The following is a 14,772-nucleotide window of genomic DNA, read 5'->3' as shown; positions in this document are numbered from 1 at the left end:
TCGGTCCTTGAGGGTCTCCACGGCGTGCTCTCTCGGGTCAAGGGCGACAGCCCCGCGGCGAGGAGGAGGCTGAGGGCGACGCGGGTGAATTCCCCTCATTGCGAAGGCGTCTCGGGCTTCCGGGCGACACCGATGACGCATGGGGAGCTCGGTGTGGTGCGGCCGTTGATCAGGAAGTCGAAGTGTCGCGCCCGCTCGATGACGAATCCTGCGGCCGTGATCGCCGACTCCGGATCCCGGGTCAGGTTGCAGCCGCCGCCCAGCAGCGGCCACACCACGTTGACGATGCGCTGCCTCCTCGCCAGCCCGGGGCGCGTCGAGCGGATGTGCTCGTAGAAGTAGAGGAGTCCGCCCGGCCGCAGGACACGGTTGGCCTCGGCAAGCGCCGCGGGAACATCGGCGACGGTGCACAGGACAAGGGAGGCCACGACCCCGTCGGCGGAGGCGTCTGGGACGGGGAGTGCCTCGGCCCGGCCGGCGCGTACCTCCACGGGCATCGAGGACTTGGCCGCTGCCTGCTCGGCGAGCCCGCGCAGACGCGGCTCGGGTTCCACGGCGATGACCTGCTCCACCGCCGGTGGGTAGTGTTGGAAGTTCGCGCCGTTACCCGCGCCGATCTCTACGATCCGGCCAGTGGCGCCGGCAAGAAGTTCCCGGCGGTGCTCCAGTCCGCCGTGGGCTTCGGCGAAGGCATTGATCCTCGGATAGATACGGGCGAAGAGCGGATTCTTCACGGGCTTCTGCCGGTGAGCGACAGCGGGCATGCGATGACTCCTCTCGGGCCGCAGGAAGCCAAGCTACTACGCTGACGTAGTAAATACTATCTCCTCGTAGTAGTTGGAGGTCAGTGGCCTCCGAACATGCAGGCCAACGGAGTCGTCGCGACCAGCCAGGCGGAACCGGCGATCGCCCAGACGTGGAGAGCGCCCCCGGCCGCAGTCAAGGCCACCTGCAAACGGCCCGCGCGGGCGGAGTACGGCGCGTCCTTCCCCTCCAGTTGACGGATCCGCGCCTCGAGCAGGCTGCGGCCTCCCATGGCGGCGGCTGGGGCATTGTGCGCCCACTGTGGTGTACCGCCTACCTTCAGCAGTGCTCCCGCCACCGCGCCGACGCCGCAGTGCGTCACCGCGCACCGGTCGGCCGCCAGTTCGCGTTCGGCGCTGAACACGGTCCTCAGGTGTTCGAGCAGAGGGAGCGTGAAGTGCCGCACTGCCAGAACGTTCGCGATGAGCGTCCTGAGCGGGTCGCGACCTCGAGCGTGCTCCGCCTCATGAGCCAGGACCGCCTGCAGTTCGGCGGATGTCGCCGACGTCACGAGCCCGCTGCTGACCGCCACCCGGGGACGCAGCAGCCCATGGGTGAACGCGAACGGGACGGTGTCCTCGACGACTTCCACCCGAGCGGTGAGGCCGGCCTTCCGGACTGTGGCGCGAACGGCTGGAGATTCATCAACGCTCAGGGTGCGGAGCCGTACGTCGACGGTCCGGGCAGCACGCAGTCCATGCCACAGCCGTCGGGCAGACCGCGCAGTTCCCACGGCCGAAAGCGTGAGGAGCGCCGCACCTGCCCACGCCCTGCCTGACCGCAGGACGTCCGCGCCGTGATGGGTGATCTGCCAGCTCAGTGCGATCATGAGGCAGCATGCGAGGAAGACGACCGTGGCACGGATCACCACTGCTGCGGTGACCAAAGCCCAGAACGCCCGATTGCCGTTCACGTCACTGTTCCAGCAGTACCTGAAGCCGCTCCCGCAGCTCCTCATCCAACGATGCCTCGGTGGCGAAACGTACGACGGCGGCATCGCCGTACTCCCGCAACACCTCGCGCACGGCGATCGCTGCCTCATCCGGGACGGCGGCCGTGTACGCGTACCCGCGCCCCTGCGGGGTGCGGTCCAGCATGCCCTTCTCGGCCAGGCGGCTCATCACCGTCATCACGGTGGTGTACGCGAGCGGCTGCTTTCGGTCCGCGTTGATCCTGTCGAGCACCTCGCGGACGGTCACCGGCGTCCCGGCCTCCCAGCAGGCTCGCATGACTTCGCCTTCCAGCGTCCCCAGAGCCACCCGCGATCACCTTCCCGACGTTTCGCTACTACGAAAGGGTAGTACGCATTCCTGCCCCGGTAGCAGTTGACGGAATATCACCGTCAGCGAGCTCGGTCGGCCCCAACCGGCTCCCGCCGTTGGTGCCTCTTCGTGTGTGTTCCGCGCGTCGGCGCCCGCCAGTCCGCGAGGACCTCGTGGCCGGCGGTGAAGTGACGCTGACCGGTTCACCATTCCCCGCGTTGTGACGCTCCACCCAGTTCATGAGGGACGGGACTCCTCACCTATACGTGATTGAAAGCTGCCAAAGTGTGATGATTCACTTACGATCTGTCGCATGCCGCAGGAATCTGCCGGCTGCGCGGGGGTGCGCAAGCCGGCCCTCGCCCTCCTCGTAGGTCTGGTGCTCATGCTCCTGACCCACGTCGTCGCCTGCGCCGCGCACCCGGCCGAGGGACACTCGCACGCCACGGTGATGGCCGCGTCAGCTGTGCACGAGGAGTCCGGAGCGGACAGCCTGCGGTCCGCATGGGAGACGGCCGACTGGGCCCTGATCCACGGAGTGGACGAGCATCCGGAGCACGGCATCGCGTGCTGCGATCCTGCCGACTGGCCCGCCGACACGCGTGTACCCGCCGGGACTCTGCTCCTGGCGTTCATGTTGATTGCGCTGCTCTCCCTGGGGCACCGCGTGGTGGACCCCGAGACGTCCGGCGCCCCGCCAGGGGGAGGGGACTGGGCGGCCGTGCCGACTCCCGGCGGCTCCCACCTGCTGAACTTGGTCTGCGTCAGCCGTACCTGACTGTGCCCGCCCGGCGTGAACCGCCGGGCCCTCCGGCACATTTACCCGTACGGCAGACACGTGGCGCCAACGTGAGCGGGGCCGCGAGAGGACCCCCACATGAGCACTGCTCTGCGCAGCATCACGTCGCACGACATCACCTCATCCCTCGCGGCGCACGAACTCCCCGAACCGGCCGGAGCCCCGTGCCGGTCACCGGCCGGCATGGTCGGCAACACCCCCGTCCTGTGGATCGGGGAGCCCTTCAACCCAGCGGGCCGTGGCTTCTGGGCGAAACTGGAGAGCGCCAACCCGGGCGGCATCAAGGACCGCCCGGCGCTCCATATGGTCGCTACAGCCCGCAAGCGGGGCGACCTCACGCCGGGCGCCCCGGTCATCGAGTCCACCAGCGGAACCCTCGGTCTCGGCCTGGCGCTGGCCGGGATCACGTACGGTCACCCTGGTCACCGATCCCGGCATGGAGCCGCTGATGGTGCACCAGCTGCGTGCGCTCGGTGCGCACGTGGACGTTGTCCCTGAGCCTCATCCGTCCGGCGGCTGGCAGGAGGCGCGCCGCATGCGCGTGCGCGAGCTGCTCGCGCGTACTCCCTCGGCCTGGTGGCCCGACCAGTACAACAATCCCGACAACGTGGCGGCCTATGCCCTACTCGGCCTCGAACTCGTCGTCCAGCTCGGCCGGATCGACGTCCTGGTGGCCGCCGTGGGGACCGGCGGCCACTCGGCCGGCATCGCCCGCACCCTGCGCATCTTCAACCCGGAGCTGAAGCTCGTGGGCGTCGACTCGGTGAACTCCACTGTCTTCGGCCAGCCGGCCGGACCGCGCCTCATGCGCGGGCTGGGCAGCAGCATCCATCCAGCCAACGTCGACCACGCGGCTTTCGACGAGGTCCACTGGGTGGCACCGGGCGAGGCGGTGTGGACCTGCCGCGAACTGGCTCGTGGTCACTACGCCAGCGGCGGCTGGAGCGTGGGTGCCGTCGCGCTCGTGGCGAACTGGATGGCCCGTACGGAGCCCGAGCGCACCCGCATCGCGGCGATCTTCCCCGACGGTGTGCACCGGTACTGGAACACCGTCTACAGCGACGCCTACTGCCGCGAGCACGACCTGCTCGGGCGCTTCCCGGCCTCCGACCCGGACGAGATCGCACATTCCGGGGAGCGCAGGGTGGAGCACTGGACACGCTGCACCAACGTCACGGTGCCGGAGGGGTTCGCGCGATGAAGTCCCTTGCCACCCAGTTCCGTTCGCCGTGGCCGGCCAACTGAAGATCACCGCATGGGCTCGGGCACGCTGGTCGTCCCAGCGCGATCGTGTGTGGCATCGCGCTCATGGGTGTGGCCTTCCTTCCCCTGCTCAGCGATGCGGACCGGTCACCCGGGACTCAGGCCCACTGACGTGGGCCGCCGCTCTGACACCGTTGTTCGCGGCGGTCGCCCTGCTGGGTCTGGGCACCGCGATGGTCTATCCGTTCGAGATGGACACCGTCGTCTCCCTCGCCGGTGGACGCCTGGTCACCACCCACTACGGGCTGTACAACACCGTCGCCGGCCTGGGCATCACCCTGGGCAACCTGACCACAGGTGCCATCTGGGACGCCGCCGACCGCCTGGGGCACCCGGAGCTGACCTGGTGGGTGCTCGCGGCGAGGGGCGCCTTCTGCGCCGCGTGTGTCGGGCTGCTGGCGCGCTCGGGCTGCCTGGCCGCGCGGCCCGAACCAGAGCTCACGGTGGTGGCCTCGTGACCGGGAACATGGCGGCTGCCCCACCTCGTGGACTCGTGGCGACCCACTGAGCGCCAGTGTGCCGCCGTCCTGGCGAGGGCCGAGCACGCGTGCATCGGAGCCAGCCCGTTTTCAACAGCTATTTGTCGGTCGGGCGTAGGGCAGCGCCCTGGGCTGCCGGCCCCGCTGCCATCTCGTCAAGAAGCCTTGGCCCACCGCACGTCTGCGATCCCGGGTAAAGGCTTCGTCATGTGTTGCCTGTGGCTGAACGGTCGACAGAGGGGAGAACGTACTAAGTGCGTCAGTAGATACAGGTGACACTACAAGGGAGAACTCCGTGTCCCGGCACCGCATCGCTCTCGCCATGGCCTCGGGCGTCGCATCCGCGCTGCTCCTGGTGGCGTGTGGCTCGTCCACCGACAACTCCGCCAACACCGGCGCTGCTACGCCGGCGGCCACTGCTCCGGCCGACAGTGGCACGTCCACTGCCGCCAGCGGTATGGGCATGGTCAGCACCAACATGCTGATGGCCAAGAAGATGTCCGGCATGGGGACGGTGGTCACCGACGCCAAGGGCTGGACGCTCTACCGCTACGACAAGGACCAGGCGTCCCCCTCCATGTCGATGTGCACCGACGACTGCGCCAAGACGTGGATGCCGGTCATGGCGGACGGCAGTGTCCAGGCGATGGGCCTGCAGGCCAAGGTCGGCACCGTGACCCGCTCCGACGGCATGAAGCAGGTCACCCTCGCCGGCTGGCCGCTGTACCGCTACATGGGCGACACCAAGGCCGGTGAGATGAACGGGCAGGGCAAGAGCGGCACGTGGTACGCCGTGACGCCGGTGGGCAAGAAAGCAGACATGGCTGGCGGCTCCGGTTCGACCGGGAGCACGTCCGGCGCAAGTAGCAGCATGTCAGGGATGCCCGGCATGTGACGGGGCGCCGGCGTGCTGTGTGTGACGCGGATGCAGCCCTGCAATGTCGGTCGCTCATTCCAGACGGGCCAACGTGTGGGCCGTGCGACCGCTCTCGAACGGCTCCGGAACAAGCTCCGGCTCGTCGGGCGCGCGGGGGCGGGATGGTTATCGGCGAGGCCCGTGTGATGCCGTGACTGCTGCTTGTAGGCCGTGGTCGTTCATGCGGTGCCGCATTCCACTGGCTGTCACTGACAGCCAGTCCCGCAGATCAAGTCCGTCCTCGCCGTGCCATGCCGCCCGGGCGACCGCGTCGATCACGGCGCACATCCAGCATGACGGCACGGGTGCGAACGCGTTCGAGGGTGGGGGTTCCGTGCTTTCGCCCGTACTGGGATCACCGTACATACCAGTTACTTTCCCGGGTGAGTGCGCCATTTGAACACGGATGCATGGTTTGCCGGTTCCGGCCGGACTTCAGGGTTGGTTTTGCGTGGCTACTGCTTCGGAGCCGAGGCCTATGACCAAGAAGCGGAAACGACGGTCACGCCGTCACACCCGTGCCCGGCCTTTCGGCCGCCTGCTCCCTGACCACGGTGTTCAGGGTGTTGTACTACGTGGGGCCGATGATCCGGCCGTGATGCGCCCGGACCGGTCGATCAGGACAGCTGCACTCGTGCTGGCTGCGGATCCACGTCTTCGTCGCGATCGTCACCCTCCTCTTCCTGGGCCGGGACCGCTGGGAGACGGCCGTCGCCGCGGCCGCGGGGGTGGACGGCTGGCGACGGTGTGGAGCCGCCTGACCTCGGCCGTGACGTTGGACAAGCTCTCCTACCGGCTCAACGTCCTGGTGTTCCCGCCGTGGACCTTCGCAGTCATCGCGGGCGCTGTGTGGGCGGGTGCCGCCTGGGGCCGCTACTGAGGCTGGGACCCGAAGGAGACCTGGGTGTCCATTGCTTGGGTCGCGTACGCCGCGTACCTGCACGCCCGGGCGCCAGCAGGCTGGAAGGGCCGTCGGGCCGCGTACCTAGGCCTGGTCGCCTTCGCCGGTTCGTCTTTAACTACTACGGAGTGAACATCTTCATCACGGGACTGCATTCGTATGCTGAAGTCAGTGGACGAGATACCCCTACCGGGTATAGTGGGCGAGTCCTGTCAGATGAAGCAGTGGGTACGGAAAGCGATGACGACAGCCACAGACCGGCGGGCGGGACCCCCTGGCAGTGCCGTGCGCTGCGCGTGGGCCGTCCTCGTGGCGCTGCTCGCAGCACTCGCTGTCCTCATCCACCACGACACGACTTCCACGGCCATGCCTGCCCGTGCCATGAGCGTGATGGCCGGCATGGACCACACCTCCGCGGCCATGGCCATGACGACGACGGCCGCCTCGACCAGTCACGGCACGGCACTGCAGGCCGCGAACACGGCCATGGACGCTGACGGCGGCGCCTGCTCGGGCCCCGGCATGCAGCACTGCTCGGCCGGAGACGTCAGCACGGCAAAACTCGCGCCACCGCCTGCCGCTGCCCACGTCGGCCGAGCCGACATCTCCTACGGCGTGCTTTCCGGGCGTGGTCTGCTCGGCGCGTCACACCGTGCGCCACCGGATCTCTCCGTCCTCTCCCGCCTGTTGATTTAGGCCGCATTCTGCGAGCCGCCGCCGCGTTCCCCATGCATACGTGAGCGGTGCTGCCCGCGCGCGGTCCAACCAACGGCATAGAGACAAGAGGACTTCCATCATGAACAGCATCAACCGCCGCTCCGTCCTGCTGGCTGGGCTCGGCGTCGCGGGCGCCGGTGCGCTTGCCGCGTGCAGCAGCGGATCCGGCGGCTCCAACGGCAGCCCCTCCTTGGTCAGCCCCGGCAGCAAGGTGGTCGCCGCCACCGACAAGAAGCGCAAGAGCACCGGCAAGGTGCAGAACGTGACCCTGACCGCCGCATCGGCCATGCTCGACCTCGGTGGCGGGGTCATGGTCAAGAGCTGGGCGTTCAGCGGCCGGACGCCGGGCAAGGAACTGCGCCTGTCCGCCGGCGACACACTCGCCGCCGAGCTCTCCAACCAGTTGCCGAACAAGACCACGACCTCCATCCGCTGGCACGGCATCGCCCCTCGCTCCGACATGGATGGCGTGCCTCCGGCCACCCAGGCCGCCGTACGGGCCGGCCGCAACTTCACCTACCGCTTCATAGCCGACACCCCGGGTACCTACTTCTTCCACCCGCACGTCGGCGTCCAGCTCGACCGCGGCCTGTATGCCCCGCTCATCGTCGAGGACCCCAAGGAGCTGTTGCAGTACGACGACGAGTGGGTCGTTGTACTGGACGACTGGGTCGACGGCGTCACGGGGACCCCTGACGAGGTCTTCGCCGAACTCAGGCAGGGCATGGGCGGCATGGACATGGGCAGCTCCAGCGCCAGTCCGAGCAGCTCGTCCTCCGACGACATGGGGGACATGGGCGGGATGGACATGAGCAACATGAGCATGAGCGGCGGGACCTCGGACAAGGCGAGCGCGTCGCCGACCGCCTCCGGCGGCATGTCGATGAAGTTCATGCTCATGGGCGCCGAGAGCAACCTGCTCGGCGGAGACGCCGGCGACGTCAAGTACCCGTACCACCTGGTCAACGGCCGGGTACCGGCCGACCCGGACGTCTACACCGGCAAGCCCGGCAAGCGGGTTCGGTTGCGCATCATCAACGCGGGCGGCGACACGGCGTACCGGGTCGCGCTCGGCGGCCACAAGCTGACCATCACCCACACCGACGGTTTCCCGGTCGAGCATCAGCAGGTAGACGCCCTGCTGGTGGGCATGGGGGAGCGGTACGACGTCCTGGTCACCCTCGCCGACGGCGTCTTCCCGCTGGTCGCCCTTGCCGAGGGTAAGGACGCTAGCGGCATGGCGCTGGTCCGTACGGGCTCCGGCAGCGCACCGAAGCCGACGGTCCGCCCGAAGGAACTGGACGGCATGATCATGACCGCCTCCCAGCTGAAGGCGGCCGAGGACGTGCGGCTGGAGACGAAGAAGGCCGACCGGGTCCACCGCATCGAACTGACCGGTGGGATGGACAAGTACAACTGGGCCATCAACGGCAAGCGGTTCGACATGAACCACCCGACCGCGAATCCCATCCTCGTCGAGCAGGGGCAGCGGATCCGCTTGGACTTCGTCAACAAGACCACTATGTGGCACCCGATGCACCTGCACGGCCACACCTACCAGCTCGGCACGGACGGCCCGCGCAAGGACACCTCGATCGTGCTGCCGAAGAAGACGGTGTCCGTCCACTTCGATGCGGACAACCCCGGCCAGTGGATGCTGCACTGTCACAACGCGTATCACGGTGAAGCCGGGATGATGGCACTCGTGGCCTACCAGGCCTGACAGAGCGAGGGGGGAGCGGGCCAGCCTGCCCGCTCCCCCGAGCGAGTCAGTGGAAGGGCTTCGGTGCAGCCGTTCACCGGATGGGCCACTTCTCGACCTCAACAAGCTGTGTCCCACCCTCTTCCGTGGTCCTCGCTGGACAACCGCTCTACACGACAGCCACGGAACACACTCGCGCGGATGAACCTACGGACCGGAATCGCCGTCAATCAGCACGTCGGCAATCACCCGATCCAGGGAAAGGTCTCCCGTGCCCCGCTACGCGCGAATACGGCGGTTGCGAACACTCATCGCCCTTGCGACAGCCGTGACCGTCGTCCTGACGATCGCGCTGATTCTTGCCCTGACGATCACGACCTACGATCACACCTCGCCGCGCGCCGCCCGGAATAAGGCTTCGGGATCGGTGTCCGGGGACGTGGATTGCCGCTTGGTGAAGTGCGTGGCCCTCACCTTCGACGGTGGACCCAGTCGGACGACCTCTGGGCTGCTGGACATCCTGAAGCGGGAGCAACTGCACGCGACGTTTTTCGTACAGGGCGAGGGCCACATCGGGAAGTACCCCGAGATCCTCCGTCGCATCTCTGACGAGGGACACGAAATCGGCAACCATACCTGGAACCACAAGGTCCTGACGCAGATCGATGCGGACGAGGTCCGTCAGGAGCTGACGCGCACGCAGAACGACATCGAGAAAATCATCGGCACCAAGCCCAACCTGATGCGTCCGCCACAGGGCCGTACCGACCGCAAGGTTGCCAAGGTCTGCAGAGAGTTGGGCCTGGCGCAGGTGCTGTGGAGCGTCACGGCCAAGGACTACGAGACGACCGACTCGGCCCTGATCACCAAGCGGGTGCTCGACCAGACTCACCGCGACGGCATCATCCTGCTGCACGACCTGCACAAGGGCACCGTGCCTGCCGTCCCGGGCATCCTCAAGGCGCTCAAACAGCGTGGCTACACCATCGTCACTGTGTCGCAGCTGCTCGCCCCCGCCAAGCCACAGCCGGGGATGGTCTACCGGCCCTGAGCCCTACGGGGGTATCCAGTACGCCGGCGGCGCAGCGTGCCGCGTCGATCTTGGAGGGTCACAGTCAGACACGGACGCCGAACATGAACGGTCCGCCGATGGTGTCCATCGACTCATAGCGGACGACCGTGCCGGTGCGCGGTGCGTGCAGGATCTGGCCGTTGCCCGCGTAAAGGCCGACGTGGTGCAGGTCGTTGAAGAAGAAGACCAAGTCGCCGACCTTGAGGTCGCTCGCCGAGGAGATGCGGGTGCCTATGTTGGCCTGTGCCTGAGAGGTGCGTGGGATGGAGACGCCGGCCTGGGCGTAAGCCCATGAGGTGAGGCCCGAGCAGTCGAAGGAGGACGGGCCGGAGGCGCCATAGACGTAGGGCGAGCCGAGTTTGCTCTGAGCGGCTGAGTAGGCGGCTCCGGCGCGACCCGAAGCCGTGCTGGCATTCCCGTTGAGCACGGTTCGCTCACTGGTACGGCTGGCGCGGCTCTCCTCGGCGGCCAGGGCCGCCTTCTCCTGTGCGGTAAGGGAGTTGAGGAGTTTCTGCGCCGCGGCGAGCTTGCCCTGGACTTCCTCCTTCTTCTTGCCGAGCTCGGCGCGAGTGGAGGCGAGGTCTTTCAGCTTCTCGGCGGCCTCGGCTCGCTGCTGGGCGAGCTCGCGCTGCTTGTCCTGGACCTTCTTCAGCGCTTGGACCTGCTGGCTGCTCAACTGGTCGAGCGTCGAGGCCTTGTCGAGGTAGTTGTCCGGGTCGGAGGACAGGAAGAGCTGCACCGAGGGGTCGATGCCGCCGGAGCGGTACTGGGCGGTGGCGAGCGAACCGAGGCCCTCGCGCAGCTTGTTGAGCGCCGCCTGGCCTCGGGCGACGTTGTCCTGGATGGCGGAGATCTCCTTCTGGAGCTTCCCCTGCTTTTCCTTGGCCCCGTCGTACTCCTCGGTGGCCTTCTCGGCCTCTTCGTACAGCTTGTCGACTTTGGACTTGACCTCGTCCTTGCTCGGCTTTGCGCTCGGTGCGGCGTTGGCGGCGTTCGCGCTCAGGGCGACGGCAGCGGCGGCCGCAGTGGTCAGCACGGTCACACGAGTGCGGCTCGGCTGCTTGGGTCGACGATGGGACGCCACGGAGGACGAACTCCTTCTTCCTTCAGCCGCCTACCGACACGTCGGCGGGCGGTGCCCTCCGCCGTCACTCACCCGTTGTGAGTGATCACCCGTGCGAAGGTTCGACCTAGACCCTAGTGATTGTCTTGTGCTCAGTTCAAACTCTGGAGCTAAAAAACTTAGTAGTTACGTGCATTCCAGGTGCTTAAGTTGCAGGCGGTAGGGCGTGGTTGACGCTGCGTCGCACCAGCGCCACTATTCAGACATCTTTCGCGAAGGTGGCGGATCGATGTGATCGAGGGAATCTCGCCTCGCTCGTCGGCGGCTCGACCGTTTCGTCCCCAGCAGGCCCGTGCGCGGAGCCGGTCGTGCAACTGATGCAGCTCGGCGCTCGCCAGTGGGTGATCACCGAAGCGTGGGCCGACCTTGTCCGCTCGGGGGTCCCCCGAGAGCTGGATGCCATCGCACGGCAGGAGCCTGCGACGACCTGCGACGCCTACGCCTGAGATGAGCCAGGAAGAGCCGCGGCCTCCGAACGGCTGCGGCCCTTCCCTCCGTACGGCTGCTCGCGAGGGTGCCTCAGAGCACCCGGACTGCGCCGGTGGGCGGGGACCAGGAGAGCGGCTTCTCGACGATGCCCGTGGAGGGGTTCTCGGCGCCGACGAACTTGCCGTCACCCACGTAGAGGGCTACATGGTAGGCCCTGCCGGCGCTGCCCCAGTAGAGGATGTCGCCTGGCTGAAGGTTGCTGAGGGAAACGGGGGTGCCTGTGGTCGACTGGTCCTGGGATACGCGCGGGAGGCTGATGCCGGCCTGTTTGAAGGCGGCCTGCAGGAGGCTGGAGCAGTCCCAGGAGTTTGGGCCGGTGGCGCCCAGAACGTAGGCGTCACCGATCTGTGCCCGGGCGAAGGCGATGACCGCCGCAGCCGAACCACTTGCCGTGGACCTGTTGGAGGAGCTTGCCGAGGTGGAGAGCGTGGTCCGGTCGGCGTTACGTGAGGCGCGCTCGGCGGCGGCCTTGCGGGCTTCCTCGGCGGCCTTCTTCTTGGCCTCCGCCTTCTTCTTCGCCTCGGCAAGGTCCGCCTTGGCCTGCTTCGCGGCCTTTGCGGCGGCCGCGTCACGCTCGGCCTGCAGCTCGTAGTTCGCGGCGGCCTGCTGTGTGGCGTCCGCGGACTGGGCGACCTGGGCGGCCAGGTCGGCCGTCAGGGTGGGCAGTTCGACGGTCTGCGTCACCGGCTCAGCCGCGTTCGCCGACGAGGTGGACGCACCGGCCACTGCCAGGGTGCTGAGGACACCACTGGCAACTCCGGCCCGCATCGCGGGGGCCGGCGTGCCGCGGCGGGGCTTCCGGTGGCTGAGTGTGTGAGCGGTGTGGGGCATGGGGACAACCGGTACCAGGGTCTCCTTCATGCCTTCAAGAAACGTGCGCTGCGTCACATCTACTCAATTGAGACCTCGAACCCCGGGTGCCTGTCCCTTGTTGACGTCGTAACGGACATTGTGGACGCCGGTGATCAAGCCGTGATCAAGGGGTCCCGCCGTTACGCCCGAATTGCCCCGCGCATATCACTGCTTGGAGCCGTTGGCCAGCCTGCTTCCCGGGCGACTCTCGTGGATGTGGTCGAGGTCACGGGTGATGTGTGCGTGCGGGTCTGTGCCTGGACCGGGCCGTGTCGTGGCATCTCGAGCTTCGCGGGGGTCCGATTGCTCCGGCGGTGTTGCGCGGTCGACGAGGGGCGACGTTGGGCCGTCATCGAGCGGAGAACCGGGACGGCCATGGCGTTCTTTTTGTCTGGCGACCAGGGTCGGTCGCCGTCCGGCGGCTGTGCGGTTGCTCCCGGGCCTTCAGGCCAGGACTCCGAACTGCAGCGCTTTGGCGTCAATTGGGCCGTATAATGCGCTCTGCCCCGATTAGCGGTGCCTGGAGGATCACGCCATGTCCGCGTTCAAGTCGAGGTGACGCAGATCGCTGTAGGAGAAGACAAGCGCGACCGGTGGCGCCTCATACCTGGGGGATGCCTGTCTTCCACTTGGCGGGCTCCAGCGCGGCTGTGGCACGGGACGAGGCGGCAACCGTTAGCCGACGAGGACGAAGGCGCCTACGGGTTCGTGCGCTTTCCGACCCCGCGCAGGGCTCTGCGCAGCGCGCTCAGTTCGGCCGGTGACATCTGGCCTACAAAGTGGGCGAGCGCCACGGGGCGGTCCTCGCTGGTTTCGAGGGCGTCCTCCATGAGGGCGGCGGCATACTCCTCGCGGCTACGGACCGGTTCGTACAGCCAGGCGCGGCCTTCTTTCTGGTCGCGAAGCAGCCAGCCCTTGCCGTGGAGGATGTTCGCGACGGTCATCACGGTGGTGTATGCGACGGGCCGCGTCCGGTTGATGTCGTCGACGATCTCGCGCACGGTCGCCGGGCGCCTCCACCGCCACAGGCGGTCCATGATCTCCGCCTCCAGGTCCCCGAGCCGTCGCATGACCAGTTTCTCCTTCTCCACCGTGGTGCTTACCGCCATCGTAGATGGCGACGGACTTGCCGGAGGGGCTGTCAGGCGCGGTATCGAGTGCCCTCCCCTGGAGGTGGGCGTCCGATGCGAACCGGGCAATACGTGTCGATCCGCTACAGCGAACGGCTGATGGACGTCGGCGCTGCGGCGTCGGTGGGCTCCGTCGCGGACTCGTACGACAATGCTATGGCCGAGGCCGTCAACGGCACCTTCAAGGCCGAGCCTCGTCCGAGCTGTCCTCACCCTCCATCTGGTCAGCTCAGAACGAGGATGGAAAAGGCTCATTACCGTCTTCGTAGCCCCGCAATGGGCTCCCGACGGCTGCCGCCATTTTTCCCCCGCCAGTCCCAAGGGCTTACCAGCGACACGCCGCTGGCCTCTTTGTCAGGTCTATTCCGCTTCATCAGAAATAGCAGACTCGATGGCAAGGCGGCGGTCTGGTGAGGGATTGTTCGACTGGCAGTGTCCGGCAGTGGCAAGCGCGGAGGCCTGTGATGCCACCGTGGCTGCGGTCACCGGCTGTCTACTCGCTGTTGGTGCTGCTCCCCGCAGCGGCGGGGTTCGCACTGTTTCAGGTCGGCCAGAGCCGCGGCCCCGCCTGGCGGTGGACCCATACGGATGACTTCAGTGCGTGGAGCGTCTGGGTGGGCTTCACCTTTGCGCTGTGGACCGCCCTCTGCGTGCGGAGCCTCAGCCTTGTCGGTACCCTTCGTGTCCTTTTCCCTGCAGCTGTCCCTGTCGTCCGCGTGCCCGTCATGTTTGCGCTTGCCGTTCTGTACGCCGCAACGATCGGGGGCACCTTGGTCACGGTGGACGGCCCGCCGTCTTGCTTCCTCTTTGATCCCTGTGTTGGGTGCCTCATCCCTGGTGAGCCGCACTTCAGGTGCGTGTCGGGGTGGTCGTCTTTGTCGGGCTCATCGCCGCTGTGCCGTCCGTTGTCGTTCTCTGGCTGGTAGCCGAGCTGCTCCGCTGGATCGGAGAGATGCTTGAGGCGGTCGACACATCTGGTTCGGTGGGGCAGCGGCTCGATGAATTGCGCGCGCTGTTGCGGTGCTCCACGGCAGCACTTGGCGCGCTCAGCCTCGACTGCTGTGGTACTCACGATCGGCGGGCTATGGAAGGTCCTCCCCTTCACATTTCCGGGGCGGGACGTCGTGTTGATAGGCGCATTCCTCACCGGGGTCTTCGCCGCGGTGTATGAGCTGCCCCCGGTTCCGTAGAGTCCTTGAAGCCAGGTCTATGATCTTGGCGTAAGGAGATCCACGAGCAAGTGCCAGCACCACGTAAATACCC

12 protein-coding genes and 3 pseudogenes are annotated in these 14,772 nt (G+C 67.2%); 9 read left to right on the top strand and 6 right to left on the bottom strand.

The window, feature by feature from the left end; translation table 11 throughout:
- Positions 1 to 95: 95 nt before the first annotated feature.
- The 3 genes from ACFY1J_RS42165 to ACFY1J_RS42155 form a co-directional block, all read right to left on the bottom strand.
- Entirely contained in the window at positions 96 to 764 is a 669-nt protein-coding gene (locus tag ACFY1J_RS42165; protein ID WP_390712768.1) for a class I SAM-dependent methyltransferase, read from the bottom strand.
- An 80-nt stretch (positions 765 to 844) separates the two neighbouring features.
- Positions 845 to 1,717: a M56 family metallopeptidase gene (locus tag ACFY1J_RS42160; RefSeq protein WP_390733066.1), complete on the bottom strand. Its 873-nt coding sequence runs from the start codon at positions 1,715 to 1,717 to the stop codon at positions 845 to 847.
- 1 nt (position 1,718) lies between these two features.
- Complete coding sequence (locus ACFY1J_RS42155; protein ID WP_390712770.1) at positions 1,719 to 2,063, bottom strand: BlaI/MecI/CopY family transcriptional regulator; 345 nt, start codon at positions 2,061 to 2,063, stop codon at positions 1,719 to 1,721.
- A gap of 316 nt (positions 2,064 to 2,379) precedes the next feature.
- On the opposite strand from ACFY1J_RS42155, the gene ACFY1J_RS42150 reads away from it, so the two are divergent.
- The 8 genes and pseudogenes from ACFY1J_RS42150 (at position 2,380) to ACFY1J_RS42115 (ending at position 9,894) form a co-directional block, all read left to right on the top strand.
- The gene (locus tag ACFY1J_RS42150) at positions 2,380 to 2,844 is read left to right on the top strand and encodes a hypothetical protein (protein ID WP_390712771.1); all 465 of its coding nucleotides are present in this window, start codon (positions 2,380 to 2,382) and stop codon (positions 2,842 to 2,844) included.
- Positions 2,845 to 3,048: 204 nt separating this feature from the next.
- Positions 3,049 to 4,066, top strand: a pseudogene (locus tag ACFY1J_RS42145) (PLP-dependent cysteine synthase family protein).
- A gap of 196 nt (positions 4,067 to 4,262) precedes the next feature.
- Positions 4,263 to 4,586 (top strand): hypothetical protein, encoded by a 324-nt coding sequence (locus ACFY1J_RS42140; RefSeq protein WP_390712772.1) that lies wholly within the window; start codon positions 4,263 to 4,265, stop codon positions 4,584 to 4,586.
- Positions 4,587 to 4,902: 316 nt separating this feature from the next.
- Positions 4,903 to 5,502, top strand: a complete 600-nt coding sequence (locus ACFY1J_RS42135) for a hypothetical protein (RefSeq protein WP_390712773.1) — start codon at positions 4,903 to 4,905, stop codon at positions 5,500 to 5,502.
- A gap of 647 nt (positions 5,503 to 6,149) precedes the next feature.
- Positions 6,150 to 6,594, top strand: a pseudogene (ccsA, locus tag ACFY1J_RS42130) (cytochrome c biogenesis protein CcsA); the annotation flags it as partial.
- A gap of 70 nt (positions 6,595 to 6,664) precedes the next feature.
- Positions 6,665 to 7,120 (top strand): hypothetical protein, encoded by a 456-nt coding sequence (locus ACFY1J_RS42125; RefSeq protein ID WP_390733065.1) that lies wholly within the window; start codon positions 6,665 to 6,667, stop codon positions 7,118 to 7,120.
- Between the two features lie 100 nt (positions 7,121 to 7,220).
- Positions 7,221 to 8,864: a multicopper oxidase family protein gene (locus ACFY1J_RS42120; protein ID WP_390733064.1), complete on the top strand. Its 1,644-nt coding sequence runs from the start codon at positions 7,221 to 7,223 to the stop codon at positions 8,862 to 8,864.
- Positions 8,865 to 9,114: 250 nt separating this feature from the next.
- Positions 9,115 to 9,894, top strand: a complete 780-nt coding sequence (locus ACFY1J_RS42115) for a polysaccharide deacetylase family protein (protein WP_390713343.1) — start codon at positions 9,115 to 9,117, stop codon at positions 9,892 to 9,894.
- Positions 9,895 to 9,958: 64 nt separating this feature from the next.
- Here ACFY1J_RS42115 and ACFY1J_RS42110 read toward each other — a convergent pair whose 3' ends face one another.
- The 3 genes from ACFY1J_RS42110 to ACFY1J_RS42100 form a co-directional block, all read right to left on the bottom strand.
- Complete coding sequence (locus ACFY1J_RS42110; RefSeq protein WP_390713342.1) at positions 9,959 to 10,999, bottom strand: NlpC/P60 family protein; 1,041 nt, start codon at positions 10,997 to 10,999, stop codon at positions 9,959 to 9,961.
- Between the two features lie 558 nt (positions 11,000 to 11,557).
- Complete coding sequence (locus ACFY1J_RS42105; protein ID WP_390713341.1) at positions 11,558 to 12,415, bottom strand: C40 family peptidase; 858 nt, start codon at positions 12,413 to 12,415, stop codon at positions 11,558 to 11,560.
- 662 nt (positions 12,416 to 13,077) lie between these two features.
- A complete protein-coding gene (locus tag ACFY1J_RS42100; protein ID WP_390713346.1) occupies positions 13,078 to 13,449 on the bottom strand; it encodes a BlaI/MecI/CopY family transcriptional regulator in 372 nt (123 codons plus the stop codon).
- A 117-nt stretch (positions 13,450 to 13,566) separates the two neighbouring features.
- Here ACFY1J_RS42100 and ACFY1J_RS42095 point away from each other — a divergent pair.
- Positions 13,567 to 13,701: pseudogene (locus ACFY1J_RS42095) on the top strand (IS3 family transposase); the annotation flags it as partial.
- Between the last annotated feature and the right edge of the window lie 1,071 nt (positions 13,702 to 14,772).

This window comes from Streptomyces sp. NPDC001406 (assembly GCF_042895285.1).
In the GTDB taxonomy this organism is placed as follows: domain Bacteria; phylum Actinomycetota; class Actinomycetes; order Streptomycetales; family Streptomycetaceae; genus Streptomyces.
Note: the sequence above shows the minus strand (reverse complement) of the source record. Positions and strands in the feature narration are given on the sequence as shown.

Bases quoted from the DNA above. Each gene is read 5' to 3' on its own strand.
- ACFY1J_RS42120 (WP_390733064.1), top strand. From the start codon at position 7,221: ATGAACAGCATCAACCGCCGCTCCGTCCTGCTGGCTGGGCTCGGCGTC.
- ACFY1J_RS42100 (WP_390713346.1), bottom strand. From the start codon at position 13,449: ATGCGACGGCTCGGGGACCTGGAGGCGGAGATCATGGACCGCCTGTGG.
- ACFY1J_RS42125 (WP_390733065.1), top strand. From the start codon at position 6,665: ATGACGACAGCCACAGACCGGCGGGCGGGACCCCCTGGCAGTGCCGTG.
- ACFY1J_RS42150 (WP_390712771.1), top strand. From the start codon at position 2,380: ATGCCGCAGGAATCTGCCGGCTGCGCGGGGGTGCGCAAGCCGGCCCTC.
- ACFY1J_RS42165 (WP_390712768.1), bottom strand. From the start codon at position 764: ATGCCCGCTGTCGCTCACCGGCAGAAGCCCGTGAAGAATCCGCTCTTC.